General features: G+C 64.5%; 24 protein-coding genes. 15 read left to right on the forward strand and 9 right to left on the reverse strand.

Features of this window, described 5'->3' with window-relative positions:
* Positions 1–494: Hsp70 family protein (locus tag ACE3P2_RS16715; protein WP_374266525.1), on the reverse strand; the 494-nt coding region annotated here is incomplete at its 3' end.
* A 93-nt stretch (positions 495–587) separates the two neighbouring features.
* Positions 588–1,181: a nucleotide exchange factor GrpE gene (gene grpE / locus ACE3P2_RS16720; protein WP_374266527.1), complete on the reverse strand. Its 594-nt coding sequence runs from the start codon at positions 1,179–1,181 to the stop codon at positions 588–590.
* A gap of 162 nt (positions 1,182–1,343) precedes the next feature.
* On the opposite strand from grpE, the gene ACE3P2_RS16725 reads away from it, so the two are divergent.
* Entirely contained in the window at positions 1,344–2,705 is a 1,362-nt protein-coding gene (locus ACE3P2_RS16725; protein ID WP_374266529.1) for a serine/threonine-protein kinase, read from the forward strand.
* 39 nt (positions 2,706–2,744) lie between these two features.
* Here ACE3P2_RS16725 and trxC read toward each other — a convergent pair whose 3' ends face one another.
* The gene (gene trxC / locus ACE3P2_RS16730) at positions 2,745–3,182 is read right to left on the reverse strand and encodes a thioredoxin TrxC (protein WP_374266531.1); all 438 of its coding nucleotides are present in this window, start codon (positions 3,180–3,182) and stop codon (positions 2,745–2,747) included.
* 206 nt (positions 3,183–3,388) lie between these two features.
* On the opposite strand from trxC, the gene ACE3P2_RS16735 reads away from it, so the two are divergent.
* On the forward strand, positions 3,389–3,883 hold the full coding sequence (locus ACE3P2_RS16735) for an AP2 domain-containing protein (protein WP_374266533.1): 495 nt from the start codon (positions 3,389–3,391) through the stop codon (positions 3,881–3,883).
* Positions 3,884–3,901: 18 nt separating this feature from the next.
* On the opposite strand, the gene ACE3P2_RS16740 is transcribed toward ACE3P2_RS16735, so the two are convergent.
* The 3 genes from ACE3P2_RS16740 to hrcA are packed head-to-tail and all read right to left on the reverse strand — an operon-like array spanning position 3,902 to position 6,424.
* Complete coding sequence (locus tag ACE3P2_RS16740) at positions 3,902–4,246, reverse strand: phage holin family protein (protein WP_374266535.1); 345 nt, start codon at positions 4,244–4,246, stop codon at positions 3,902–3,904.
* 29 nt (positions 4,247–4,275) lie between these two features.
* Complete coding sequence (hemH, locus tag ACE3P2_RS16745) at positions 4,276–5,373, reverse strand: ferrochelatase (protein ID WP_374266537.1); 1,098 nt, start codon at positions 5,371–5,373, stop codon at positions 4,276–4,278.
* Positions 5,374–5,395: 22 nt separating this feature from the next.
* Positions 5,396–6,424: a heat-inducible transcriptional repressor HrcA gene (gene hrcA, locus ACE3P2_RS16750; RefSeq protein WP_374266539.1), complete on the reverse strand. Its 1,029-nt coding sequence runs from the start codon at positions 6,422–6,424 to the stop codon at positions 5,396–5,398.
* Positions 6,425–6,518: 94 nt separating this feature from the next.
* Here hrcA and ACE3P2_RS16755 point away from each other — a divergent pair, with 94 nt between their 5' ends.
* Positions 6,519–7,403 carry an NAD kinase gene (locus ACE3P2_RS16755; RefSeq protein WP_374266643.1) on the forward strand — a complete coding sequence of 295 codons (885 nt, stop codon included), beginning with the start codon at positions 6,519–6,521 and terminating at the stop codon, positions 7,401–7,403.
* A 29-nt stretch (positions 7,404–7,432) separates the two neighbouring features.
* A complete protein-coding gene (gene recN / locus ACE3P2_RS16760) occupies positions 7,433–9,097 on the forward strand; it encodes a DNA repair protein RecN (RefSeq protein ID WP_374266541.1) in 1,665 nt (554 codons plus the stop codon).
* A gap of 12 nt (positions 9,098–9,109) precedes the next feature.
* On the opposite strand, the gene ACE3P2_RS16765 is transcribed toward recN, so the two are convergent.
* Together ACE3P2_RS16765 and fur are read right to left on the reverse strand one after the other, a co-directional pair.
* Positions 9,110–9,685: a TMEM165/GDT1 family protein gene (locus tag ACE3P2_RS16765; RefSeq protein ID WP_374266543.1), complete on the reverse strand. Its 576-nt coding sequence runs from the start codon at positions 9,683–9,685 to the stop codon at positions 9,110–9,112.
* A gap of 60 nt (positions 9,686–9,745) precedes the next feature.
* On the reverse strand, positions 9,746–10,207 hold the full coding sequence (gene fur / locus ACE3P2_RS16770; RefSeq protein ID WP_374266545.1) for a ferric iron uptake transcriptional regulator: 462 nt from the start codon (positions 10,205–10,207) through the stop codon (positions 9,746–9,748).
* Positions 10,208–10,329: 122 nt separating this feature from the next.
* Between fur and ACE3P2_RS16775 the strand changes: the two genes are divergently transcribed.
* The 7 genes from ACE3P2_RS16775 (at position 10,330) to ACE3P2_RS16805 (ending at position 19,831) form a co-directional block, all read left to right on the forward strand.
* Positions 10,330–10,698: an outer membrane protein assembly factor BamE gene (locus tag ACE3P2_RS16775; protein ID WP_374266547.1), complete on the forward strand. Its 369-nt coding sequence runs from the start codon at positions 10,330–10,332 to the stop codon at positions 10,696–10,698.
* Positions 10,699–10,742: 44 nt separating this feature from the next.
* The gene (gene dapB / locus ACE3P2_RS16780; RefSeq protein ID WP_374266549.1) at positions 10,743–11,549 is read left to right on the forward strand and encodes a 4-hydroxy-tetrahydrodipicolinate reductase; all 807 of its coding nucleotides are present in this window, start codon (positions 10,743–10,745) and stop codon (positions 11,547–11,549) included.
* A 140-nt stretch (positions 11,550–11,689) separates the two neighbouring features.
* Complete coding sequence (locus ACE3P2_RS16785; protein WP_374266551.1) at positions 11,690–14,272, forward strand: response regulator; 2,583 nt, start codon at positions 11,690–11,692, stop codon at positions 14,270–14,272.
* Positions 14,273–14,441: 169 nt separating this feature from the next.
* Positions 14,442–15,584, forward strand: a complete 1,143-nt coding sequence (gene carA / locus ACE3P2_RS16790; RefSeq protein WP_374266553.1) for a glutamine-hydrolyzing carbamoyl-phosphate synthase small subunit — start codon at positions 14,442–14,444, stop codon at positions 15,582–15,584.
* A gap of 71 nt (positions 15,585–15,655) precedes the next feature.
* On the forward strand, positions 15,656–18,880 hold the full coding sequence (carB, locus tag ACE3P2_RS16795) for a carbamoyl-phosphate synthase large subunit (RefSeq protein WP_374266555.1): 3,225 nt from the start codon (positions 15,656–15,658) through the stop codon (positions 18,878–18,880).
* The gene (gene greA, locus ACE3P2_RS16800) at positions 18,877–19,353 is read left to right on the forward strand and encodes a transcription elongation factor GreA (protein ID WP_374266557.1); all 477 of its coding nucleotides are present in this window, start codon (positions 18,877–18,879) and stop codon (positions 19,351–19,353) included. Before carB ends, greA begins: the two co-directional genes overlap by 4 nt.
* Before the next feature lie 16 nt (positions 19,354–19,369).
* Entirely contained in the window at positions 19,370–19,831 is a 462-nt protein-coding gene (locus tag ACE3P2_RS16805) for a DUF4149 domain-containing protein (RefSeq protein WP_374266559.1), read from the forward strand.
* 18 nt (positions 19,832–19,849) lie between these two features.
* Here the strand turns inward: ACE3P2_RS16805 and yhbY are convergent, their stop codons facing one another.
* Positions 19,850–20,299 (reverse strand): ribosome assembly RNA-binding protein YhbY, encoded by a 450-nt coding sequence (yhbY, locus tag ACE3P2_RS16810; RefSeq protein WP_374266561.1) that lies wholly within the window; start codon positions 20,297–20,299, stop codon positions 19,850–19,852.
* A gap of 83 nt (positions 20,300–20,382) precedes the next feature.
* On the opposite strand from yhbY, the gene ACE3P2_RS16815 reads away from it, so the two are divergent.
* The 4 genes from ACE3P2_RS16815 (at position 20,383) to glmM (ending at position 25,323) form a co-directional block, all read left to right on the forward strand.
* Positions 20,383–21,003, forward strand: coding sequence for an RlmE family RNA methyltransferase (locus ACE3P2_RS16815; RefSeq protein ID WP_374266563.1), 621 nt, complete (start codon positions 20,383–20,385; stop codon positions 21,001–21,003).
* A gap of 116 nt (positions 21,004–21,119) precedes the next feature.
* A complete protein-coding gene (ftsH, locus tag ACE3P2_RS16820) occupies positions 21,120–23,012 on the forward strand; it encodes an ATP-dependent zinc metalloprotease FtsH (protein WP_374266565.1) in 1,893 nt (630 codons plus the stop codon).
* Positions 23,013–23,080: 68 nt separating this feature from the next.
* On the forward strand, positions 23,081–23,935 hold the full coding sequence (folP, locus tag ACE3P2_RS16825) for a dihydropteroate synthase (RefSeq protein WP_374266567.1): 855 nt from the start codon (positions 23,081–23,083) through the stop codon (positions 23,933–23,935).
* Positions 23,936–23,970: 35 nt separating this feature from the next.
* Positions 23,971–25,323, forward strand: a complete 1,353-nt coding sequence (glmM, locus tag ACE3P2_RS16830) for a phosphoglucosamine mutase (RefSeq protein ID WP_374266569.1) — start codon at positions 23,971–23,973, stop codon at positions 25,321–25,323.
* Positions 25,324–25,369: the final 46 nt, after the last annotated feature.

The following is a 25,369-nucleotide window of genomic DNA, read 5'->3' on the forward strand; positions in this document are numbered from 1 at the left end:
ACTTCGAGGCCGGCGATGCGGCCGGCGTCCTTGGTGGCCTGGCGCTGGCTGTCGTTGAAGTAGGCCGGCACGGTGATGACCGCTTCGGTGACTTCTTCGCCGAGGTAGTCTTCGGCGGTCTTCTTCATCTTGCGCAGCACTTCGGCGGAAACCTGCGGCGGGGCGATCTTCTTGCCGCGCACTTCAACCCAGGCGTCGCCGTTGTCGGCCTTGGTGATGGTGAAGGGCATCAGGTCGATATCCTTCTGGACTTCCTTTTCCTCGAAGCGGCGGCCGATCAGGCGTTTGACCGCGTAGAGGGTGTTGCGTGCGTTGGTGACGGCCTGGCGCTTGGCCGGGGCGCCGCACAGGATCTCGCCATCGTCGGCGTAGGCGACGACGGACGGGGTGGTGCGCGCACCTTCGGAGTTTTCGATGACCTTCGGCTTGCCGCCTTCCATCACGGAAACGCAGCTGTTGGTGGTGCCGAGGTCGATGCCGATGATCTTGCCCATGAGGTTTTCCTTAAATTTGAATTCGATTTGGTGGCGGAACCGGCCCGACCGGCCCGCTGCTTGTTAGCGAATATGGGGATGCCGCAACGGCTTTCAAGCGGCCGGTTTGGCTTTCGAGACGACGACCAGTGCCGGACGCATCACGCGCTCATTGAGCAGGTAGCCCTTCTGCAGCACGTTGATCACGGTGTTGGGTTCGCCGTCCGCCTCGACGGCGCTGATGGCCTGGTGCTTGTTCGGGTCGAATTTCTCGCCCAGGGGGCTGACTTCGGTGACGTTGGCGCTCTGGAAGGCCGACACCAGCTGCTTGAGCGTGAGCTCGACGCCCTGCTTGAAGGATTCGAGGGTGGCGTTTTCGGTGGCGAGGGCGGCCTCGAGGCTGTCCTTGACCGGGAGCATCGACTGGGCGAACTTGTCGGCGGCAAACTTGCTGGCCTTGGCGATGTCGTCCTGGGCGCGGCGGCGCACGTTTTCGGTCTCGGCCTTGGCGCGCAGCCAAGCGTCGTGGTGCTCCGCGGCCTTCAGTTCGGCCTGGCGCAGCTGCTCGGCGAGGCTGGGAAGGGTGTCGGTGCCGGCCGCACTCTCGGGGCCGACAGCTTGCTCGGCGGCAGCGCTGTTGCCGACGTTCTCCACGAGCTCCGGCGTGGCCGTGTTTTCGGGGCTCTTGGGCGTGTCTTGGTCTTGCATGGGTAACGGCTCCTTTTTTTGACTCGCCTTATCTGGGGGCGGAGAATAAGATTTCAAGAGGCTGTCACCGTTGTTGCGGGAAAGCGCTGAAATGAAGTGTAAAATCGCGGCGTTCCGGCTCGGCTCCGGTCATCTTTACGGACACTTTCGCGTAAAGCAGGTATGGAAAAGGCTCCTGATAAAATCGGCAAGTACAAGCTGATCCGCGAGGTTGGGCGCGGTGCCACGGCCACGGTGTATCTGGCCGAGCATCCGCAATACCCCGATAACGTGGCGCTCAAGCTGATCCGCTTCGACGACAAGTCGAAGGACGAAGCCAAGTGGAACCGCCGCCTGCTCAAGCTGCTGCGCGCCGAGATGGACGTGTCGCGCCGCCTCGATCACCCGAACATCATCAAGATCTTCGACACCGCGGTCGACAAGGATTACGCCTACATCGTCATGGAGTATTTTCCGGGGACGACCCTGGAACACTATTGCAGCTTCCAGAGCCTGCTGCCGCTGCACCGCACCATCGGGATGATCTTCAAGTGTGCGATGGCCCTGGATTACGCCTACCGTCAGGGGGTGGTGCACCGCGACATCAAACCCGCCAACATCCTGGTCGACGACCAGGACAACGTGAAGATCACCGATTTCGGTCTTGCCCTCAACGTCAACAAGAAGAGCGCCGCCGATTCGACCTTCATCATGGGCGCCGGCTCGCCGGCCTACATGAGCCCGGAGCAGATCAAGGGCTACCCGCTCAACCAGAAGACCGACCTGTTCTCGCTGGGGGTCGTGCTCTTTCACATGCTGACCGGCCGCCTGCCGTTCCGCGCCAAAAATCCGGCCCAGCTCATCTACAAGATCATCAATACCGAGCCGCCGCTGGTCTCGCAGATCAACTCCGAGCTGCCCGAGCAGCTCGACCAGGTCATCCGCAAGGCGCTCGAGAAGGACTTGTATTCGCGCTACAAGAACGGTGCCGATTTCGCCAAGGATCTGTCGGCGGTGCGCTACAAGATCCTCGACGATTCATCGGCGCAGGAGGACACCAGCCGCTATTCCACGCTGCGCAAGATGACCTTCTTCACCGAGTTCGAGGACGTGGAGATCTGGGAAATCCTGCGCATTTCCCGCTGGCGGAGGGTTGAGTCGAATACCCTGCTGCTGCGCGAAGGCGATGCGGATCAGCGTTTCGGCATCATCATCGACGGTCGCGTCGAAGTATCGGTGGAGGGGCACCGGGTCTGCGAGCTGTCGAGCGGTGAGGTCTTCGGCGAGCTGGCCTATCTGGACGAACAAGACCACAAGCACATGCACACGGCGGTGACGACCACCGCCACGACCTATCTCGAAATCAACCCGGCCGCCTTGTCGCTGGCCACCGACGAGTGCCGAGACGCTTTTCGCAGTCAGCTCGTCACGGTGGTGTCGCGGCGGCTGGGAGCGGCCTACCGCGAACTGGCCAAGTCCGGCGCGCCGGCCGAGCGCATCACCGCCAGCGGCCTGGGGATGGAGCTCCAGCTGGTGGATAGCTGATTTCCCCTCCCGCCGGCCGTGGCGGGCGACCCGTGATCGTCAGCCGAGCTGGCCGAGCACCCAGCGACGGATGTCGTCCGCGCCCATCGCGCCCGATTGACGGGCGATTTCCCGACCCTGCCTGAACAGGATCAGCGTCGGAATGCTGCGAATCCCGAAGCGCGCTGCCAATCCTTGTTCCTCTTCGGTATTCACCTTGCCCAGGCGCAGCCGCGGTTCCAGTTGTGCCGCAGCGGCATTGAACGCCGGCGCCATGCTCCGGCACGGGCCGCACCACGGTGCCCAGAAATCCACCAGCAAAGGCAGATCGCCTCGTTCCGCGTGGGCGGCGAAGTTCGCCGCCGTCAGTGTCAGCGGCGCGCCGGTGAATAGCGTCTGCTTGCAGCGTCCGCAGGTGCCGTTGTCATGGATTTTGTCGGCCGGCACCCGGTTGAGGGCCTGGCAGTGGGGGCAGGGGACGAGAAGGGTGTCGCTCATCGGTGAATGTCCGGCGTGATGAAGGTGTTGCCGAGTAGATGGGGTGCCCTGTCTTGCTTTCAAGGGGTGGGCCGGTCGGTGCTTTGTGATCTGGACATCTAAAGTTCCGCCGGGTGAAGCCGAAATTCCCTCCTGAGACGCGATGTCGTCGCGAAATCTTGAGGAGGTGGCTTGTGAGCCGAGGTAGCACTTATGGAATCAGTCGGGTGGATAACGAAACCAGCCGCACCCACGGTTGGCTGGTGACCATTCAGCGTCGCGGAGTGATCTACCGCAAGCACTTCAGTGATGGGGTGTTCGGCGGCAAGCAGCGCTCCTTCGCGGCCGCGAAGGAGTACCGGGACGAGATCATTGCCGCCCATCCGCCCCTGTCGATGCAGGAATACTCCAACATCGTCAAGAAGAACAACCGCTCGGGCGTGGTTGGCGTGTGCCGCTACTGCGCCTCCGAGACCCGTGATCTACCGGAGGAGAAGCAGCGCTGGTTCTGGGTGGCTTCGTGGCCGCTGCCGGACGGGCGCCGCAAGCGGGTCAAGTTTTCGGTGAAGAAATACGGCGAGGAGGGCGCCTTCCAGATGGCGATGGACGCCCGTTCTTCGGCGCTGGGAAAGCTGGTTGGAGCCTTCGATCCGGGCGCGGTGCGGCGCAAGGCTACCCGCCGCCGCAGCACGCCGTCGGCGCCGGCCACCGGCGCCCACTGAGCGGCGCCGGTCGGATGGTCAGTCCTTGTCCGCCAGGGCGAGGCCGACCATCCAGGTGAGCAGGCTGTAGAGCAGCGCGCCCCAGAAGGCCGTCGCGAAGTCGGGCACGACGAAGCCCTGTACCAGCCCGGAGACGGCCCAGAACATCAGGGCATTGATCACCAGCGTGAACAGCCCGAGGGTCAGGATCGTGATGGGCAGCGTGATCAGCACCAGCAGTGGCCGGATGATCGCATTCACGAAGCCCAGCAGCACGGCACTGACCAGCGCGGCGGTGTAGCTGTCCACCTGCACCTTCGTCACCAGTTCGGGGATCAGCATCAGCGCCACTGCGTTGAGGATCCAGCGCAGGATCAGTTTCATCTTTTTCTCCAGTGATCGAATTGGCCGGCTCAACGACCCGCGCCCAGGTCGCGGGCGCGGCTGGCCTGGCGGGTGAGGGCTTCGGCGTCGACCGGTGGTATGGGAAGCCAGTTGCCGAGTTCGCGCCGGCTGACCGCTACCAGGGCGTGGATCCAGTCGTCCCGCTCGTTGAGGCACGGAATGTATTCGTAGCGCTTGCCGCCGGCGTGCAGGAAGGCTTCGCGGCACTCCATGTTGATCTCTTCGAGGGTCTCGAGGCAGTCCGAAACGAAGCCCGGACACATCACATCCACCGATCCGACGCCATTGCGTGCCATGTCCTCGAGGGTTGGCTGGGTGTAGGGCTGCAGCCACTCTGCCTTGCCGAAGCGCGACTGGAAGCTCACCACGAGGCGTTCGCGCGGCAGCTTGAGGGCGTCGCCGAGCAGGCGGGCGGTTTTCATGCACTCGCAGTGATAGGGGTCGCCCAGGTCGAGGGAGCGCCGCGGCGTGCCGTGGAAGCTCAGGACCAGGCGCTCGGCCTGGCCGTTGCGCTGCCAGTGCTCGCGTACCGATGCGGCCAGGGCGTCGATGTAGCCAGGGTGATCGGCAAAGCTGCGCACGAAGCGCACTTCCGGCAGGTTGCGCCAGTGGCGCAGGCAGTTGGCGACCTCGTCGATCACGGTGGCGGTGGTGCTGGCGGCGTACTGGGGATACAACGGCACGACGAGGATGCGCGTGCAACCTTCGGCGCGCATCGCGTCGAGCTGGCTGCGGATCGACGGCTGGCCGTAGCGCATCGCCCATCTGACGACCAGATCCCGATCACCCGCGTGGGCGAAGAAGCCGGCCACCAGTTTGGCCTGCTTTTCGGTGTGCACCTTGAGGGGCGAGCCGTCCGGCGTCCACACGCTGGCGTACTTGGCGGCGGACTTGGCAGGGCGCGTGCGCAGGATGATGCCGTGGAGGATCGGCCACCAGATCGCGCGGGGGATTTCGACCACCCGGGGATCGGACAGGAATTCGCGCAGGTAGGGGCGCAGCGCGGCGGCGGTGGGAGCGGCAGGCGTGCCGAGATTGACCAGCAGGAGGCCGGTTCGCGGCGCCTGACCATGGGAATACGCTGGCTCTTGCCAGAATCGGTTCATCGGGTGCCTTTGGGTAGGAGTTTCAGTTTTGCCCGGAGAGGGCGTTGGTGAGCAGGCGGGCGGTGACGTCGACGATCGGGATGACCCGTTCGTAGGCCATGCGGGTGGGGCCGATGACGCCGACGGAACCGACCAGTTGCCCGTCGACTTCGTAAGGCGCGGTGACGACGCTGCAGTCGTCGAGCGGGCTGAGGCCGCTCTCGCCGCCAATGAAGATCTGCACGCCCTGGGCGCGGTTCGAGATGTCGAGGAGCTGCATCAGCCCGGTCTTTTGTTCGAAGAGCTTGAACAGGTCGCGCAGGCGGGCCATGTTCGACGACAAATCCTCGGCGTCGAGCAGATTGGTTTCGCCGGAGATCACGTAGGTGCTGCGGGTTTCCTCGAGGGCTTCGCTCCCTGCCTCGACGGCGGCGCTCATCAGCTCGGTCATGTCGGAGCGCAGCTGCTTGAGTTCGTCCTGCAGGCGGTGACGGATCTCGCTGAAGGCGAGCCCGGCGAAGTGCTGGTTGAGGTAGTTGGCGGCGGTGACCAGCTCCGACGGGCTGTAGGCGCGCTTGGTGAATAGGATGCGGTTCTGCACGTCGCCGGCGGTGGTGACGAGGATCAGCAGGATGCGCGTCTCGGACAGGCTGACGAACTCGATCTGGCGGATCTTCAGGCCGTCCTGCTTGGGCGAGACGACGACGCCGGCGAAATGAGTGAGGCCCGACAGCAGCTGCGAGGCGGCGTTCAGCACGCGCTGGGGCTCGCCGGGCTGGATCTGGCCCTTGAGCTCCTGCAGCTGGCCGACGCCCAGAGGCTGCACGGTGAGCAGGCTGTCCACGAAGAAACGATAGCCGAGCGACGTGGGAATGCGGCCGGCGGAGGTGTGCGGGCTGGTGATGAAGCCGAGCTCCTCCAGGTCCGACATGACGTTGCGCACCGTGGCCGGCGACAGTTGCAGGCCCGAGAAGCGCGACAGCGCCCGCGACCCGACCGGCTGGCCGTCGGCGATATAGTGCTCCACCAGGGTCTTGAGGAGGATTTGCGAGCGTTGGTCGAGGCTGGTCATGGCTGCGATTTCGATGATTCCCGGCGATTCTAAGAGAAGCCGGCGGGTCATGAGAAGCATGAGCACGCCACAGAATGTGTGGTTTAATCAATGCATGACCTGCGAGTTCAAGACCATTGCGCTGATCGGTAAATATCAGAGCCCCGAAGTGGCCGATGCCGTGCTTCGGCTGGCCAATTATTTGCGCCATCTCGGCCTGAACGTCCTGATCGAGCAGGGGACTGCCAGTTCGACCGGGCTGACGGCCGGTTTCAGCGTCGCCAGCTACGAGGAAATCGGTGGCAACGCCGATCTTGCCGTGGTGCTCGGCGGCGATGGCACGCTGCTCAACAGCGCCTGCCGGCTCGCGGCCTACGACGTGCCGCTCGCCGGGGTCAACCAGGGTCGGCTGGGCTTCCTGACCGACATCTCCCGCGAGGTCGCGCTCGAGAAGGTCGGCGAGATCCTGCAGGGCGACTACACCGAGGAAAGCCGCATCCTGCTCGACGCCGAGGTGCTGCGCGCCGGACAGCGCGTGTTCCACACCCTGGCCCTGAACGACGTGGTGGTGAACAAGGGCGAACTGGGCCGCATGATCGAATTCGACCTGCGCATCGACGGCGAGTTCGTCTACACCCAGCGCTCCGACGGCATGATCGTCTCGACGCCCACCGGCTCGACGGCTTACGCGCTGTCCGCCAACGGTCCGATCCTCCACCCGAGCGTGGAAGGCATCGCGCTGGTGCCGATGTGTCCGCACGCCCTCACCGCCCGCCCGATCACCCTGCCCGACAGCTGCTGCATCGAGATCGTGCTGCTGCCGCCCCATGATTCCCGCGTCCACTTCGACGGCCAGACCCGCTACGACACTCGCGCCGGCGACACCGTGCGGATCACCCGCTCGCCGCACCGGGTCCGCCTTCTCCACCCCAAGGGCTACAGCTACTTCGCGATGCTGCGCGAGAAGCTGCATTGGAGCTCGACGCCCCGCCACGGCTGAACGCCGGGGTGCTTCCATTCGTTTTAGTCATGCTGCGTCATCTTTCCATTCGCGATTTCGTGATCGTCGATCGGCTCGAACTTGAGTTCGCGCCGGGCTTCGGTGCCCTGACCGGCGAAACCGGTGCCGGCAAGTCGATTCTCCTGGATGCCCTCGGGCTCGCCCTCGGTGGCAAGGCCGAGGCGGGCGTGGTGCGCAGCGGCCAGGCCCGCGCCGAGATCGTCGCCGAGTTCGATCTGCCCGCCGACGGCCCGCTGCGAGCCTGGCTGGCGGAGCAGGGTATCGAGGTCGGCGACGAGGGGGCGCTGCTGTTGCGCCGGGTCATCGAGGGTGGCGGCCGGTCGCGCGCCTGGATCAACGGTTCGCCGGTCGTGCTGGCGCAGCTGCGCGCGGCTGGCGAGTGGCTTGCCGACATCCACGGCCAGCACGCCCATCACGCCTTGCTGCGCACCGATGCCCAGCTTGCGCTGGTGGACGCCCACGGTGGTCTGACGGTGCGCGCCGCCGAGGTCGCGGAGGCGTGGCGCGCCTGGTCGGCCCTGCGCCGCGCCCGCGAAGCGGCGGAGGAGGGCGCGTCGTCCACCGAGCGCGAGCGCGAACTGCTCGGCTGGCAGGTGAGCGAGTTGCGCGAACTGGCCTTCGATGCGGACGAGTGGCTGGCCCTCAATCAGGAGCAGGCTCGCCTCGCCCACGCTGCGAGCCTCATCGAAGGTAGCGCCGAGGTGCTCGATGGCCTCGCCGACGGCGACTACGCCCTGGTCGGCCAGCTCGAAAGGCTGCTCGTCCGTGTGGCCGACATGGCCCGCCACGACGCGCAGCTCGCCGATGTGCAGGAGCTCCTCGGGGGCGCCGGCATCCAGCTCGACGAGGCGCTCCACGCCATGCGCCGCTACCGCGACCGCCTCGATCTCGATCCGAGCCGGCTGGCCGAGATCGATCAGCGCATCCAGGCCATCACCGTCGCCGCACGCAAGTATCGGGTGGCGCCGGAAGGTCTGCCCGACGTGCTGGCCGAGAGCGCCGGACGGCTCGAGCGGCTGGTGCGTCAGTCCGATCCGGCGGCATTGGCGCGCGAGGAGGCCGCCGCCCGCGAGGCCTTCCTGGCGCTGGCCCAGCCCCTGTCCGACGATCGCCGCGAGGTCGCGGCTGCATTGTCCGCTGCGGTGACCGAGGCGATGCAGTCGCTGGCGATGGGAGGGGCCAAGTTCGAGATCGCCCTGCGCCCTGCCGATGAGGGGAGCGCGAGCGGGCTGGAGGGCGTCGAGTTCCTCGTCACCGCCAATGCCAGCCAGCCCCTGCGTCCGTTGGCGCGGGTGGCGTCGGGCGGCGAGCTGTCGCGCATCGGGCTGGCGATCCAGGTCATCACCAGCCGCAACGCGGCGACGCCGACGCTGATCTTCGACGAGGTGGACGTGGGCATCGGCGGGCGGGTGGCCGAAATCGTCGGCCGCCTGCTGCGCCAACTGGGCGAGGATCGTCAGGTGTTGTGCGTGACTCACCTGCCCCAGGTGGCCGCGCAGGCCAACTGGCAGTGGTCCATCGCCAAGGAAACGCGCGACGGCGAGACGCTGTCACGGGTCACACCGCTGGACGACGCCGCGCGGATCGAGGAAATCGCCCGAATGCTGGGCGGGGTGAACATCACCGACACCACCCGCAGCCACGCTGCGGAGATGCTCGGTCTTAAGGGCTGAGCAGGCGCTCGCTCAGCCCAGGCTGGCGGCGCCGGCCATCGTCACCACGCCGGTGAGCACGAACACGCCGGCGGCAATCCAGCGGATCTTTTCCAGCGGCAGGCGGCGGGCCAGGCCTTCGCCGAGCAGTACCGCCGGGACGTTGGCGATCATCATGCCGACGGTCGTTCCGAGCACCACCCAGGCCAGGGCGTCGAAACGCGCGGCCAGGGCAACGGTGGCGAGCTGGGTCTTGTCGCCCATCTCGGCGATGAAGAACGCGATCGTGGTGGTGACGAAGGCGCCCGCGGGATGTACCTCGGCAGGCGCCTCGTCGTCGTCGAGGGTGTCGGGCTTCAAGGTCCACAGGCCGAAGGCGATGAACACCGCGCCGACGATCCACGGCAGCCAGCGTTCCGGAATGTACTGGGCCAGCCACACGCCCACCGAGCCGGCAAGGGCGTGGTTGAGAATCGTCGCGACGAAAATGCCGGCGATGATCGCCCACGGTTTGCGCAGTCGTGCGGCGAGGACGAAGGACAGCAGTTGGGTCTTGTCGCCGATTTCAGCCAGGGCGACGAGGGCGGTCGAGGTGAGGAAGGCTTCCACTGGTGCAGGGCGGCCGGAGGGCCGGAAAAGAGGTGTCGGGCGGGCGGAGGCGGTGAGCGCTCAGCGCGTGGTGGTGTCGCCGGGGTGGCCCGCGGTGGGCTTGTGGGGGCAGTCGGTCTTCTTGCAGTCGACGTAAAGATAGAGCGCGTGTTCGCGGACGCTGAAACCGCGCTCTTCGGCAACGCGGTTCTGGCGTTCCTCGATGGCGGGGTCGAAGAACTCCTCGACGTGGCCGCATTGCATGCAGACCAGGTGGTCGTGGTGGTTGCCTTCGTTGAGCTCGAACACCGCCTTGCCCGATTCGAAGTAGTGTCGCTCGAGCAGGCCGGCCTGCTCGAACTGGGTCAGGACGCGATAGACGGTGGCGAGGCCGATGTCCATGTCTTCCGCGATGAGCAGGCGGTAGACATCCTCGGCGGTCAGGTGGCGGTTTTCGACTTTCTGGAACAGGTCGAGGATCTTGAGCCGCGGAAAGGTGGCCTTGAGGCCAATGTTCTTGAGGTTCTGGGAGTTGCTGGACATGGAGGCTCCAAAAAACTGGAGGAGACGGCCGGGAGCCCGGCAAGCCCCATATGATATAGTTTCTGTCCCTCGTTGAGAATGCGGCGTCCCGGCCGCGATTCCCGTCCGTTCCTCGAAACGCCATGCGCAAACTGTCTTCTTTCGCCCTGTTGACCGCGATGGGCGCGGCCCTGTCCGGCTGCTCCGCCACCGCGGTAAGCGATTTCGTGAAGCCTTACCGGATCGACATCCGCCAGGGCAATTACGTGACCCAGGAGATGGTCGCCCAGCTCAAGCCGGGCATGACCCGCGACCAGGTGCGCTTCGTGCTCGGCACGCCCCTGCTCACCGACGTCTTTCACGCCGATCGCTGGGATTACGTCTATCGCTTCCGCCCCGGGAAGGGGGCCGATACCCAGGAGCGGCGTCTCGCCGTGATCTTTGCCGACGACCGGCTGGCCCGTGTCGAAGGCGACGTCCGGCCGGGCGAAGCCGCGGACGACGCCCGCTGAGGCGCGGCCCGTCCTCTTCATTCTGATTTCCTATCGGTGCACTCATGAATAAAGTTCGTATCGCGATTGCCGGTGCGTCCGGGCGCATGGGCCGGATGCTTCTCGAAACCGTCATCAAAGCCAGCGACGCCGAGCTCGTGGCGGCCTTCGAGCAGCCCGGCAGCCCCTTCATCGGCAAGGACGCCGGCGAGCTGGTCGGCCTGCCTGGCGGCGTGACGATCACCGCCGACGTGGCGGCGGGGCTCGCCGGCGCCGATTGCCTGATCGACTTCACCCGCCCGGAAGGCACGCTTCATCACCTCGGTCTGGCCCGCGCGGCCGGCTGCGGCATGGTGATCGGCACCACCGGCCTGTCGCCGGAGGACAAGGCGGCGATCGCCGCGGCGGCCGAGCACATTCCCGTGGTCCTGGCGCCGAACATGGCGATCGGCGTGAATGCGGTGTTCAAGCTGCTCGAAGTGGCGGCCCGCATCCTGGACGAGGGCTACGATGTCGAAGTCATCGAGGCCCATCACCGGATGAAGGTCGATGCGCCGTCGGGTACCGCCCTGCGCATGGGCGAGGTGGTTGCAAAGGTGCTCGGGCGCGATCTTGAAACCTGCGCGATCTACGGCCGCGAGGGTGTCACCGGCGAGCGCGACAGCCAGACCATCGGTTTCTCGACGATTCGCGGCGGCGACATCGTGGGCGATCACACGGTGCTCTTCGCCGGCATCGGCGAGCGCATCGAGATCACCCACAAGAGCAGCAGCCGCATGCCGTACGCGTCCGGCAGCCTGCGGGCGGCGCGTTTCATCGCCGGGCGCAAGTCCGGCCTCTTCGACATGCAGGATGTCCTCGGGCTCAAGTAGCCCGGGCGCGGCAGCAGCAACCGTCGGGCTCAAGGATGGCGACGGTATGCCGTTATCGGTGGTAGCAGTTCCCGGATAGGCGCGCCGGCTGATGCGGTGCGCTTTCTTGTTGATTGACGACTCCGATCCCTGTTGCCGAAGTGACCTGTCCTGAAGTCGATCCCGCGCCCTCCGACGCCGAACTCGGTCGAGCCTTGCGTGCCTTTCTGGCGGACAGCGTCGCCGGCGGGCGCCTGGAAATTGACCGCGCGGTCTCGGCGTTGTCGGTGCCCGAGTCCATCGACGTGTTGCGCGACGTGCTCGATGCCCGTGACGAGGCGCTGCGCAACTTCAAGGCCTCCAGCGAACGCCTCGACCTGGCGATGCAGAACACCGAAGGTGGGCTGTGGGACTGGGATCTCGTCACCGGCCGGATCGTCACCGACGGGCACTGGCGCGAGCTGCTCGATCGCTGCGAGCCCGACGCGGACTGGCGTCCGCTGATTCATCCCGACGACATCGAGGCCGCCCGCTATCACGTGATCGTCCACCTGCGTGGCGAGTTCGATCATTTCGAGACCCAGTTCCGGGTCCAGCATCGGTCCGGCGGCTGGCGCTGGGTGCAGGTGCGTGGCCGCGCCTCGAATCGTGGCGAAGACGGGCGCTGGACCCGCATGGTCGGCACCTACCGCGACGTGACGCACGCCAAGGGCGCCGAGCTCGAACTGCTCCATGCCAAGGAGCAGGCCGAGGCCGCCAATCGCGCGAAGAGCGATTTTCTCGCCAACATGAGTCACGAAATCCGCACGCCGATGAACGGGATCATCGGCATGACGGAGCTGATGCTCGACACCCAGCTCGACATCGAGCAGCGCGAATACCTCCAGACCGTCAAGAGCTCGGCCGACTCGTTGTTGCGGATCATCAACGACGTCCTCGATTTCTCCAAGATCGAGGCGGGCCACCTGACCCTGGAGCGGGTCAGCTTCTCGCTGCCGGGGTTGCTCGGCGACATGATGAAGTCCCTCGCGCTGCGGGCCTATCAGAAGGGGCTCGAGTGCTTCTACGACGTGGCGCCGGAAGTGCCCTCGGTGCTGGTCGGCGACCCGACCCGGTTGCGCCAGGTGCTGACCAACCTGGTCGGCAACGCGATCAAGTTTACCGAGGCCGGCGAAGTCGAGGTGCGCGTGCGCTTCATGGGGGAAGACGCGGGGGTCCTCACGCTCGAATTCTCGGTGCGCGATTCCGGTATCGGCATCGAGCCGGACAAGCAGGATCTGGTGTTCGGTGCGTTCTCCCAGGCTGACGAATCGACGACCCGGAAGTATGGTGGCACCGGGCTCGGGCTGGCGATCAGCCGGCGCATCGTCGAGCTGATGGGGGGCGCGATCGCCCTCGACAGCGCGCCGGGTGTCGGCAGCACCTTCCGCTTCACGGTGTGTGTCGGTGTCGGTCAGGCGCGGCCGCAGCCGCGGCAAGATTTCAGCGGGCGCAAGGTGCTCGTGGCCGGTCGCAACGCCGCGCTGCGTCAGTGCGTCGGTCGCCAATTGGCGACCGTCGGCCTCGACGTGACCGAAGGCGGTACGGGGGAGGCGGTCGAAGAGCTGCTGGCCGCGGCCCACAAGGCGAACGAGCCCTTCGACTGGCTGCTCATGGATGCCGCGATGCCGGCGCCCGGCGGTTATGCCCTTGCCGAATCGCTCATCAAGGGCTGGCCGAGGCTCGACCGGGTGGTGATGATGCTCGACGCCAATACCCAGCGCATCGACACCGTGAAGTGCGAAAACCTGAAGGTAGGCGCCCGGCTCATCAAGCCGTTCTCCCAGGCCGACCTGCTGGATGCGCTGGCGCTCAGCCTGCAGGGCGAGACGGTGGACGAGGATCGCATGGTCGCCTTCGATCCGGCGCAGACCCAGGCCTATGCGCCGCCGGTCAGTCGCGCGCCGCAGCGGTTGAAGATCCTGCTCGTGGAGGATAACCCGGTCAATCAGACGGTCGCGGTCAAGATGCTGGAGAAGGTCGGTCACAAGATTACCGTCGCTGGCAACGGTCAGGAGGCGCTCGACTACTTCGACAAGGAGCGCTTCGATCTCATTCTGATGGACGTCCAGATGCCGGTGATGGGCGGTCTGGAGGCCACCCAGGCGATCCGCAGCCGCGAAGCCCGGCGCAGCTGGGCAGCCGGCTCCCAGTGGACGTCCACGCCGATCGTCGCGATGACCGCCCACGCCATGCAGGGCGATCGCGACCGCTGTCTCGCGGCAGGCATGGACGATTACATCGCGAAGCCCATCAAGCCGGTCGAACTGCACGCGGTGATCGATCGCGTGATGGGCGATCTCAGTATCTCGGAAGACGAGCCCGACAGCGCCGAGAAGGGTTGCGTCGACGTCGGCGGCGACGCGGAGATCGCCGATCTGGGTGCCACCCGCGAGCTGCTCGACGGCGACGAGGGTGCCCTGCAGCAGCTCATCAGCATCTTCTTTGCCGATCTCGAGCGCAATCGCAAGGCCCTCGAGGAAGCCCACCGCGACGGCGACTACGCCAAGATTCGCAGCCTTGCCCACTCGATGAAGGGCTCGGCGGGCGTTTTCAACGCCGGCGCGGCGGCGGCGGCGGCCCAGCGTCTCGAAGGTGCGGCCAAGGACAGCGACGGGCCGACGGTCAAGCGAGAGCTGCCGATCCTCATGACCGAGCTCGGAAACCTCGCGGGCGTCCTGCGCCGGGCGCGGCGAACGGCCTGACGTGTCAGCGTCCTGTCAGTTTTCCTGTTCTCACGTTTGCCCGAAAGGCCCGCTCCGGGCTATAATTAGAAAGTTTCTCAGCGGGATAGCCACAGCGGCTGATCCCGTTTTTCATGTGTAGCCACTACACATGTCTGCCGCCCAATCACAAGATTTCGAGGAGTTCGCCGTGTCTGCTTTCCCGCCCGCCATTCTTGCTCTTGCCGACGGGACGGTGTTTTACGGTAAGGGTATCGGGGCGCTAGGTTCGACGGTTGGCGAGGTGGTCTTCAACACCTCCATGTCGGGATATCAGGAAATCCTCACCGACCCGAGCTACTGCCGCCAGATCGTCACGCTCACCTATCCGCACATCGGCAATACCGGTATCAACCGCGAAGACTGCGAGGCCGGCAAGGTCCACGCCGCCGGCCTGGTGATCCGCGATCTGCCGCTGGTGGCGTCCAACTGGCGCAGCGAGCAGTCGCTCGATGCCTACCTCAAGACCGAGAACATCGTCGCCATCGCCGGCATCGATACCCGCAAGCTGACCCGCATCCTGCGTGAAAAGGGAGCCCAGGCCGGTTGCATCGTCACCGCCGCCACGGCTGCCGAATTGAACGTCGAGGCTGCGCTGGCTCAGGCGCGCGGATTCCCCGGCCTCGCCGGCATGGATCTCGCAAAGGTTGTCTCGGCCACCGAGACCTATCCTTGGAGCGAGGGCGAGTGGCAACTCGACAAGGGCTACGTTGCCGCCGAGAACCCTCGTTTCCATGTCGTTGCCTACGACTACGGCGTCAAGCGCAACATCCTGCGCATGTTGGCCGAGCGCGGCTGCCGCCTGACCGTCGTGCCCGCCCAGACGCCTGCCGCCGATGTGCTGGCGCTCAATCCGGACGGTGTCTTTCTGTCCAACGGCCCCGGCGATCCGGAGCCCTGCGACTACGCGATCAAGGCGATCCAGGAAATCCTGGCGAAGGGCATCCCGACCTTCGGCATCTGTCTCGGCCACCAGCTGCTGGCCCTGGCCTCCGGCGCCAAGACGATGAAGATGAAGTTCGGCCACCACGGTGCCAATCACCCGGTCAAGGACCTCGACTCCGGTCAGGTGCTGATCACCAGCCAGAACCACGGGTTCGCCGCCGACATCGCCTCGCTGCCAGCCAATCTGCGCGTGACCCACGTCTCGCTGTTCGACGGCAGCCTGCAAGGGATGGCCCGCACCGACGTGCCGGCGTTCTCGTTCCAGGGTCACCCGGAAGCCAGCCCCGGCCCCCACGACGTGGCCTACCTGTTCGATCGATTCATTTCGCTGATGGAGGCGAAGGGCTGAGGCCGATCGCCCTGCCGGCGCGCCGTTGCGCGCCACTCCCAGGCCATCCGCAATCCAGTCGCTGAAGAACCATGCCAAAACGTACAGACATCAAGACCATCCTCATCATTGGCGCCGGCCCGATCATCATCGGCCAGGCCTGTGAATTCGACTACTCCGGCGCCCAGGCCTGCAAGGCCCTGCGCGAGGAGGGCTACAAGGTCGTGCTGGTGAACTCCAATCCGGCCACGATCATGACCGACCCGGAAACGGCCGACGTCACCTACATCGAGCCGATCACCTGGCAGGTCGTCGAGCGCATCATCGAGAAGGAACGTCCGGATGCGGTGCTGCCGACCATGGGCGGCCAGACCGCGCTCAACTGCGCCCTCGATCTCGCCAAGCACGGCGTGCTCGCCAAATACAACGTCGAACTGATCGGTGCCAAGGAAGAGGCCATCGACAAGGCCGAGGATCGCCTGAAGTTCAAGGACGCGATGACCAAGATCGGTCTCGGTTCCGCCCGCTCCGGCATTGCCCACAGCATGGAAGAGGCGCTGCAGGTGCAGGCCGACATCGGCTTCCCGGTCATCATCCGCCCGTCCTTCACGCTGGGCGGCACCGGTGGCGGCATCGCCTACAACAGCGAAGAGTTCGCCGAAATCTGCAAGCGCGGTCTCGAAGCCAGTCCGACCAACGAGCTGCTCATCGAAGAGTCGCTGATCGGTTGGAAGGAGTACGAGATGGAGGTCGTCCGGGACAAGGCCGACAACTGCATCATCGTCTGCTCCATCGAAAACCTCGACCCGATGGGTGTGCATACCGGCGACTCGATCACCGTTGCGCCCGCCCAGACGTTGACCGACAAGGAATACCAGATCCTCCGTAACGCCTCGATCGCGGTGTTGCGCGAGATCGGCGTCGATACCGGCGGCTCCAACGTCCAGTTCGCGATCAACCCGAAGGACGGTCGGATGATCGTCATCGAGATGAACCCCCGCGTGTCGCGCTCGTCGGCGCTGGCGTCCAAGGCCACCGGCTTCCCGATCGCCAAGGTCGCTGCCAAGCTGGCGGTGGGTTTCACCCTCGATGAACTGAAGAACGACATCACCGGTGGCGCGACCCCGGCGTCCTTCGAGCCGTCGATCGACTACGTCGTCACCAAGATTCCGCGTTTCGCCTTCGAGAAGTTCCCGATGGCCAACGACCGCCTGACCACCCAGATGAAGTCGGTCGGCGAGGTCATGGCGATGGGGCGCACCTTCCAGGAATCCTTCCAGAAAGCCCTGCGCGGCCTCGAGACCGGTGCCTACGGCCTCGACGAGATCGAAGCCGATCGCGACGACCTTGAGCGCGAGCTGGGCGACCCGGGTGCCCAGCGCATCTGGTATGTTGGTCAGGCCTTCCGCGAGGGCATGAGCCTCGAGCAGGTGCAAGCGCTGACCCGCATCGATCCCTGGTTCCTGATCCAGATCGAGGACATCGTCCTCACCGAAAAGTCCCTCGCCGGCCGGTCCCTGAAAGGCATCTCCGCCGCCGAACTGCGCGATCTCAAGCGCAAGGGCTTCGCCGACCGTCGCCTCGCCAAGTTGCTCGGTACCGACGAGACCGCGGTTCGCCTGCATCGCCACAGCGTCGGCGTGCGCCCTGTGTTCAAGCGCGTCGACACCTGCGCCGCCGAGTTCGCCACCGCGACCGCCTACCTCTACTCCTCCTACGAGGACGAATGCGAGGCGCAGCCGAGCGACAAGAAGAAGATCATGGTTCTCGGCGGTGGCCCGAACCGCATTGGCCAGGGGATCGAGTTCGACTACTGCTGCGTCCACGCCGCCATGGCGATGCGCGAAGACGGCTACGAGACCATCATGGTCAATTGCAATCCGGAGACCGTCTCCACCGACTACGATACGTCCGACCGTCTGTACTTTGAACCGCTGACCCTCGAGGACATCCTCGAAATCGTCGCCGTCGAGAAGCCGGTCGGCGTCATCGTGCAGTTTGGCGGCCAAACCCCGCTGAAGCGTGCCCGCGAGCTGGAAGCCAACGGCGTGCCCATCATCGGCACCAGCCCGGACATGATCGACGCCGCCGAAGATCGCGAGCGTTTCCAGAAGCTGTTGCACGAGCTGGGCCTCAAGCAACCGCCCAATCGTACCGCCCGCACGCCGGAAGATGCCGTGCGCCTGGCCGCCGAGATCGGCTATCCGCTGGTCGTCCGCCCGAGCTACGTGCTGGGCGGCCGGGCGATGGAAATCGTCCACGAGCAGAAGGATCTCGAACGCTACATGCGCGAGGCCGTCAAGGTTTCCAACGATTCTCCTGTGCTGCTCGACCGCTTCCTGAACGACGCCATCGAAGTGGACGTGGATGCCCTGTCCGACGGCAAGCGCGTGATGATCGGCGGCATCATGGAGCACATCGAACAGGCCGGCGTGCACTCTGGCGATTCGGCCTGTTCCCTGCCGCCTTACAGCCTGTCGGCCAAACTGCAGGACGAGCTGCGCCGCCAGACCGAAGCGATGGCCCGCGCCCTCAACGTGTGCGGCCTGATGAACGTCCAGTTTGCGATCCAGGGCCAGGGCGACGATGCGATCGTCTATGTCCTCGAAGTGAACCCGCGTGCATCCCGTACCGTGCCGTTCGTCTCCAAGGCCTGTAGCCTGCCGCTCGCCAAGATCGCTGCCCGCTGCATGGCGGGTCGTAGTCTCGACGATCAGGGCGTGGCCGGGGAGGTCGTGCCGCCGTATTATTCCGTCAAGGAAGCGGTCTTCCCGTTCGTCAAGTTCCCGGGCGTGGATACGATTCTCGGGCCGGAAATGAAATCCACCGGCGAAGTCATGGGGGTTGGTCGCACCTTCGCCGAGGCCTTCGTCAAGAGCCAGCTCGGCGCCGGTGTGCGCCTGCCGACTTCCGGCAAGGCCTTCATCAGCGTGAAGCATGCCGATCGGCCGAAGGCTATCGAAGTGGCACGCGAGCTGATCGACCTGGGTTTCACCGTCGTCGCCACCCGTGGCACCGCATCGGCGATCGCCGGTGCCGGCCTTGCGGTCTCCGAGGTTAATAAGGTGAATGAAGGCCGTCCGCACATCGTGGACATGATCAAGAACAACGAGATCAGCCTCGTCATCAACACCGTCGAGGAAAAGCGCCAGGCGGTGGCGGACTCACGATCGATCCGTACCAGCGCGCTGGCTGCCAAGGTGACCGTCTACACCACCATCGAGGGTGCTCGCGCGGCCTGCATGGGCATGCGTCATCTGTCCGGCCTCGAGGCTTATTCGCTGCAGGCCCTCCACGGGGAGCTGACCAAGGCATGAACAAGGTTCCGCTCACCGTGAATGGTGCCGAGAAGCTGAAGCAGGAGCTGCACCGCCTGAAAACCGTCGATCGCCCCAACGTGATTGCGGCGATCGCCGAGGCGCGCTCCCACGGGGATCTATCGGAAAACGCCGAGTACGATGCAGCCAAGGAGCGTCAGGGCTTTATCGAGGGGCGGATTCGCGAGGTCGAGGGCAAGCTGTCGAACGCGCAGATCATTGATCCCAAGCTGCTCGATGCCGATGGCCGTTGCGTGTTCGGCGCGACGGTCGAGCTCGAGGATCTGGAGACGGGCGATACCGTGACATACCAGATCGTCGGTGACGACGAGGCTGACATCAAGGAAGGCAAGATCGCGATCAGTTCGCCGATCGCCCGCGCGCTGATCGGCAAGTTCGCCGGTGATGTCGCCGAGGTGCAGGCCCCCAAAGGCGTGCGCGAACTCGAGCTGATCGACGTACGTTACGTCTGACAGGGCCGTTGCCGGAATGCATCGTTTCGCCGAGCACCTTTACGCCATCGTAATCACCCTCTGGGTGGGCGCATTGTGGGCGATCGGCTATCTGGCCGCGCCCACCTTGTTTCGTCTGCTGGATGATCGCGCATTGGCGGGCAAGCTGGCGGGTCAGCTATTTACCTATGTGGCGTGGCTCGGGATGGCGTCGGCAGCTTATCTGCTGGTGTTCGTGGCGCTGCGAAAGGATAGCGGGGCATTCCGGAACAGCGTTTTCTGGCTGGTTTTCGTGATGCTCCTCCTGACGGTGGCCGGCTATTTCGGCATTCAGCCCATCCTTGCGCAACTCAAGGCGGATTCGTTTCCGCGCGAGGTGATGGAAAGTGCCATGCGCGACCGTTTCGTGGCCTGGCATGGCGTCTCCAGCATCGTCTATCTGATTCAGAGCGTGCTTGGCCTGCTGCTGGTGGCGCTGCAAGGCCGCGGTCTGCGCTGACCGCGGCAGCTGTTTCGCTCAGCGCTCGAAATCGCCGCGCGGGCTCTTGGGCTTGGCGGCAAACCAGTGGGGCTTCTTCTGGGATTTGGGGTTGAGCGAGGCAATGCCGCGACGCGCGGACAGCGCCTTGGCCGACTTGGCCTTGGAACCCGGCTTTTTCAGCTTTTCGGCCGGCGCGGCGGACGTGGATTCTTCTTCGCGCTTTTCGCGCCAGACGACTAGCGTCTTGCCGATATGCTGAACCGAGGCGGCGCCGAGTTCGGCGCAGACGGTTGCCATGATCAGGTCGCGTTCATTGCGATCCTCGCCATACACCCGGATCTTGATCAGTTCATGGGCCTGAAGTGCGTGGTCGATTTCCTTGAGGACCGCGGGCGTCAGGCCGTTGCTGGCGACGCTGACGACAGGGTGCAGGTGGTGGGCCTGGGCACGAAAGGCCCGGCGCTCGGCGGGAGTGAGTTCAGTCACGGTCTTGGACTCGATGGTGGGCACGTTTGTACAGAAGTTGGATTTTCTCCAACTCTTTGAAAAAAGGGCGTAATTGTACCGCGATGAAGCGTACCAAGACCAGCAAATCATGGATGATGGAACACGTGAACGATCCGTTCGTTCAGCGCGCCAAGTCCGAAGGCCTGCGCGCGCGCGCGGCCTACAAGTTGATGGAGATCGACGACAAGGACAAGTTGATCCGTCCCGGCATGGTCGTCGTCGATCTGGGTGCGGCGCCAGGGTCTTGGAGTCAGGTCGCGGTTTCTCGCGTCGGCCAAGGGGGCAAGGTGTTTGCGCTCGATCTGCTGCCGATCGAACCGATCAACGGTGTCCATTTCATGCAGGGCGACTTCCACGACGCCGAGTTCGTTGAGCGCTTCGAGGCCCTGCTCGATGGCCGGCAGGTTGATCTTGTGATGTCGGACATCGCCCCCAATATCTCGGGTATTCCGACCAGCGATCAAGCCCGTTCGATCTACTTGGCAGAGTTGGCGCTGGATTTTGCCAACCAGCACCTGGGGCCGTCGGGACGTTTCCTGGTCAAGGTTTTCCAGGGGCAGGGTTTCGACGCCTTTCGCAAGCAGATGGAAGACGTGTTCCGTTCGGTTGTCGTCCGCAAGCCGCAAGCCTCGCGTGGACGGAGTGCCGAGGTCTATCTGCTCGGTTCGGGCAGGCGGATTTAGCGGGTCGGTGGGGCGATTCTCGCGAGCTATGGCGACGATCATTTGATCCACTGAACAAAGAGACATAGAATCAGTCTACTAAGCTTTGGCCCCTGCCGGGCCTTCGAGGAAATGCGTTGAACAATCTATTCAAGAATCTTGCGATCTGGCTGGTGATCGGCGTCGTGCTGATGACGGTCTTCAACCAGTTCAACAATCGCCAGACCGCCCAGAACTCGGTCGAATATTCCCAGTTCATGGAGGACGCCAAGCAGGGCAAGATCTCCAAGGCGGTGGTCGATGGCCGCACGGTTCGGGCGACGACCCAGGATGGTCGCCAGATCACCGTCTATACGCCGGGCGTGCAGGATATCTGGATGGTGGGCGATCTGATGCGCTATGGCGTCAAGGTCACGGCGGCCAAGCCCGAGGAGGAACAGTCCTTCCTGATGAACATTTTCGTCTCGTGGTTCCCGATGATCCTGCTCATCGGCGTGTGGGTTTTCTTCATGCGGCAGATGCAGGGTGGCGGGCGCGGCGGGGCGTTCTCGTTCGGCAAGTCGAAGGCCAAAATGCTCGACGAGACGGCGAATACCGTCACCTTCGCCGATGTCGCGGGTTGCGACGAAGCGAAGGAGGAAGTCGGCGAGCTGGTCGAGTTCCTGCGCGATCCGTCCAAGTTCCAGAAGCTTGGTGGTCACATCCCCAAGGGCGTACTGATGGTCGGCTCTCCCGGCACGGGTAAGACCCTGCTTGCCAAGGCCATCGCCGGCGAGGCGAAAGTACCGTTCTTCTCGATCTCCGGTTCGGATTTCGTCGAAATGTTCGTCGGTGTGGGGGCAGCCCGCGTCCGCGACATGTTCGAGCAGGCCAAGAAGCAGGCGCCATGCATCATTTTCATCGATGAAATCGACGCGGTCGGTCGTCAGCGCGGCGCGGGGCTCGGAGGCGGTAATGACGAGCGCGAGCAGACCCTCAACCAGCTGCTGGTTGAAATGGACGGTTTCGAAGGGGTGTCGGGCGTCATCGTGATTGCAGCCACGAACCGTCCCGACGTGCTTGATCCGGCGCTGCTGCGCCCCGGTCGCTTCGACCGTCAGGTGGTCGTGCCGCTGCCCGACATTCGTGGTCGCGAGCAGATTCTTCGGGTGCACATGCGCAAGGTGCCGATCGCGCCGGACGTGGATGCGCTGGTGCTGGCGCGGGGGTGCCCGGGCTTTGCCGGTGCCGATCTGGCCAACCTGGTCAATGAAGCCGCCCTGTTTGCGGCCCGTGGTAACAAGCGCCTTGTCGACATGGACGACTTCGAGCGCGCTAAGGACAAGATCATGATGGGCGCAGAGCGCCGTTCGATGGTCATGCCCGAAGAGGAGCGCCGCAACACGGCTTACCACGAGTCTGGCCACGCAGTGGTTGCGAAGTGCCTCACCAAGACCGACCCGGTTCATAAGGTCACGATCATTCCGCGCGGTCGTGCCCTGGGGGTCACGATGCAGTTGCCCGAGCAGGATCGCTACAGTCAGGATCGCGAGCGACTGCTGCAGACCATCGCGGTGCTTTTTGGTGGTCGGATTGCCGAAGAGATTTTTATGAACCAGATGACGACGGGCGCATCCAACGACTTCCAGCGTGCGACCGATCTGGCGCGCCGGATGGTGACCCAATGGGGCATGTCGGATAATCTCGGTCCGATGGTCTATGGGGAGGAAGAGGGCGAGGTGTTCCTGGGCCGTTCGGTGACGACTCACAAGAATATGTCCGAAGCCACGCTGCAGAAGGTCGATGCGGAAATCCGGCGTATTCTCGATCAGCAATACGCGCTGGCGCGTCACCTGATCGAGGAGAATCGGGACAAGGTCGAGGCCATGACGGCGGCCCTGCTCGAGATGGAGACGATCGACGCGGATCAGATCAATGACATCATGGCGGGCAAGACTCCGCGTGCGCCCAAGCCGTCTTCTCAGCCGCCGCGTCGTCCGAGCGACGATTCGCCCGGGGCTGCGCCGACTGCACCTGCGCCCGCAGCCTGACAGGTCTTGGTTTCGAATCAAGGGCCGGCTCTTCAGCCGGCCCTGTTTTTTTTGGTTGAGGTAATTCGATGAAGCAATCAATTCTGGCCTTTGGCCGTTTTCAGGTCGATCTGTCGACGCCGAAGATCATGGCCATCATCAACGTCACGACGGATTCGTTCTCGGGTGATGGGAATCCGGCGCTCGATGTCGCATTGCGTGCTGCGGAAAGGGCGCTTGAGCAGGGCGCCGACATGCTGGACATCGGTGGTGAGTCATCGCGCCCCGGATCCCTTCCTGTTCCGGAGCAGCAGGAACTCGACCGCGTCGTTCCGCTCGTCGAGGCCCTTGCTTCGTTCGGGGTGCCGTTGTCTGTGGACACGGTCAAGCCCGCCGTGATGCGCGAGTCGATTCGCGTGGGCGCCGATCTGATCAACGATATCGCGGCCTTTCGCGCGCCCGGGGCGATAGAGGCAGTGAGGGACACGGCTGCGGCGTTATGTGTCATGCACATGCAGGGCGAGCCGGGTACCATGCAGCAGGCGCCCCATTATCAGGATGTGCTGGGAGAGGTTGAGGCGTTTCTCAACGCGCGGGTACAGATCTTGCGCGCCAATGGCGTCGCGCCGGATCGTATCCTGCTGGATCCAGGTTTCGGTTTCGGCAAGACGCTCGAGCACAATCTGCTGCTGCTGCGTCAGCTCGAAGCCTTTGGGGCGCATGGCTACCCGGTGCTGGTCGGCATGTCGCGGAAAACCATGCTGGGTGCCATTACCGGACGTGAGGTTGGCGAGCGTGTCGTGGCGGGCGCCGCTGCGGCGCTGGTTGCCGTTCAGCGCGGTGCGCGCATCGTGCGCACCCATGACGTTGGCGCGACCCGTGACGTTTTGCGCTTGTGGAGCGCGCTAGAAAACATTCCTGTCGCCAATCTTGCGGCAAAATGATGGGTTCATGAACAGCGTCTTTGTGTGAGGGGAAAATGTCTAGACGGTATTTCGGTACGGATGGTGTACGCGGCTGCGTTGGCGAATCGCCCATTACGCCGGAGTTTGGCCTGCGCTTGGGCTACGCCGCGGGGAAAACGCTGGTTGCCCACGAGCATCTGCGTCCGGGCGAGCGACCGGCGGTCATCATCGGCAAGGACACCCGGATTTCCGGCTACATGCTCGAGTCGGCCCTCGAGGCTGGGTTTTCCGCCGCGGGTGTCGATGTCTATCTCGCAGGACCGCTGCCGACCCCGGCTATCGCGTATCTGACGCGCGCACTGCGTCTGCAGGTTGGTGTGGTGATCTCGGCGTCTCACAATCCGTTCCAGGATAACGGGATCAAGTTCTTCTCTGCCGCGGGGACCAAGCTGCCCGATTCGGTCGAACTCGAGATCGAGGCGCGACTCGACGAGCCGATGGGATGCGAGCCGTCTGCACGCCTGGGCAAGGCGCAGCGCATCGACGATGCGCGCGGCCGTTACGTGGAGTTTTGCAAGAACACGTTCCCGAACGAACTCGACCTGCGCGGCATGAAAATCGCACTCGATTGTGCGCACGGTGCGGCGTACATGGTTGCGCCCAAGGTTTTCCATGAGCTCGGCGCAGAGTTGGTGTTGGTTGGTGCGGAACCGAACGGGACGAACATCAATGACAAGGTGGGGGCGACGTCGCCCCAGAGCATTCGCGAAGCCGTGCTCTCCAGCGGTGCCGATCTCGGCATTGCCCTTGATGGCGATGGCGACCGGATCGTGATGGTGGACGCCAAGGGCAACATTTACGACGGCGACAAGCTGCTCTACGTGATTGCCAAGGCCGCCAAGGCCGACGGGCAGGCCAATGGCGTCGTGGGGACGCTGATGAGCAATCTGGGTTTCGAACATGCGGTGGGGCGTCTGGGGCTGCCGTTCGCCCGGGCCAAGGTCGGCGACCGCTACGTGCTTGAAATGATGCACGAGAAGGGCTGGAAGCTCGGTGGCGAGAATTCGGGCCACATCATCTGCCTGGATCGCCATACGACCGGGGACGGCATCATTGCCGGTCTGCAGGTGCTTGCGGCGCTGTGCAAGCAGAATTCGACCCTCGACGAGATGTGCGCGGACCTGGTCTTCTATCCCCAGAAGCTCGTGAATGTGCCGATCAAGGCGGGTTTTGCGTGGGCGTCGAGCCGCTCGATCAACGACGCGGTGGCGAGCGCGAATGTCGAGTTGGCGGAGCGGGGCAGGGTGCTGCTTCGTCCGTCGGGCACCGAGCCGTTGTTGCGGGTGATGGTCGAGGGTGAGGACGCCGCTCAGGTGGACCGGATCGCGCATGGTCTGGCTGAAGTCGTGCGAGCCGCTGCAGCCTAATTCGCCGCCGAATTATTGCTGCACTGCGATATGTAACAAATCTGAA

The organism is Zoogloea sp. (assembly GCF_041911615.1).
GTDB lineage: Bacteria > Pseudomonadota > Gammaproteobacteria > Burkholderiales > Rhodocyclaceae > Zoogloea.

Excerpts from the sequence above, each read along its gene's own strand:
- grpE (WP_374266527.1), bottom strand. The coding sequence starts at position 1,181 with ATGCAAGACCAAGACACGCCCAAGAGCCCCGAAAACACGGCCACGCCG.
- ACE3P2_RS16725 (WP_374266529.1), top strand. The coding sequence starts at position 1,344 with ATGGAAAAGGCTCCTGATAAAATCGGCAAGTACAAGCTGATCCGCGAG.
- trxC (WP_374266531.1), bottom strand. The coding sequence starts at position 3,182 with ATGAGCGACACCCTTCTCGTCCCCTGCCCCCACTGCCAGGCCCTCAAC.
- ACE3P2_RS16740 (WP_374266535.1), bottom strand. The coding sequence starts at position 4,246 with ATGAAACTGATCCTGCGCTGGATCCTCAACGCAGTGGCGCTGATGCTG.
- hemH (WP_374266537.1), bottom strand. The coding sequence starts at position 5,373 with ATGAACCGATTCTGGCAAGAGCCAGCGTATTCCCATGGTCAGGCGCCG.
- hrcA (WP_374266539.1), bottom strand. The coding sequence starts at position 6,424 with ATGACCAGCCTCGACCAACGCTCGCAAATCCTCCTCAAGACCCTGGTG.
- ACE3P2_RS16755 (WP_374266643.1), top strand. The coding sequence starts at position 6,519 with ATGACCTGCGAGTTCAAGACCATTGCGCTGATCGGTAAATATCAGAGC.
- recN (WP_374266541.1), top strand. The coding sequence starts at position 7,433 with ATGCTGCGTCATCTTTCCATTCGCGATTTCGTGATCGTCGATCGGCTC.
- fur (WP_374266545.1), bottom strand. The coding sequence starts at position 10,207 with ATGTCCAGCAACTCCCAGAACCTCAAGAACATTGGCCTCAAGGCCACC.
- ACE3P2_RS16775 (WP_374266547.1), top strand. The coding sequence starts at position 10,330 with ATGCGCAAACTGTCTTCTTTCGCCCTGTTGACCGCGATGGGCGCGGCC.
- dapB (WP_374266549.1), top strand. The coding sequence starts at position 10,743 with ATGAATAAAGTTCGTATCGCGATTGCCGGTGCGTCCGGGCGCATGGGC.
- carB (WP_374266555.1), top strand. The coding sequence starts at position 15,656 with ATGCCAAAACGTACAGACATCAAGACCATCCTCATCATTGGCGCCGGC.
- greA (WP_374266557.1), top strand. The coding sequence starts at position 18,877 with ATGAACAAGGTTCCGCTCACCGTGAATGGTGCCGAGAAGCTGAAGCAG.
- ACE3P2_RS16805 (WP_374266559.1), top strand. The coding sequence starts at position 19,370 with ATGCATCGTTTCGCCGAGCACCTTTACGCCATCGTAATCACCCTCTGG.
- ACE3P2_RS16815 (WP_374266563.1), top strand. The coding sequence starts at position 20,383 with ATGAAGCGTACCAAGACCAGCAAATCATGGATGATGGAACACGTGAAC.
- folP (WP_374266567.1), top strand. The coding sequence starts at position 23,081 with ATGAAGCAATCAATTCTGGCCTTTGGCCGTTTTCAGGTCGATCTGTCG.
- glmM (WP_374266569.1), top strand. The coding sequence starts at position 23,971 with ATGTCTAGACGGTATTTCGGTACGGATGGTGTACGCGGCTGCGTTGGC.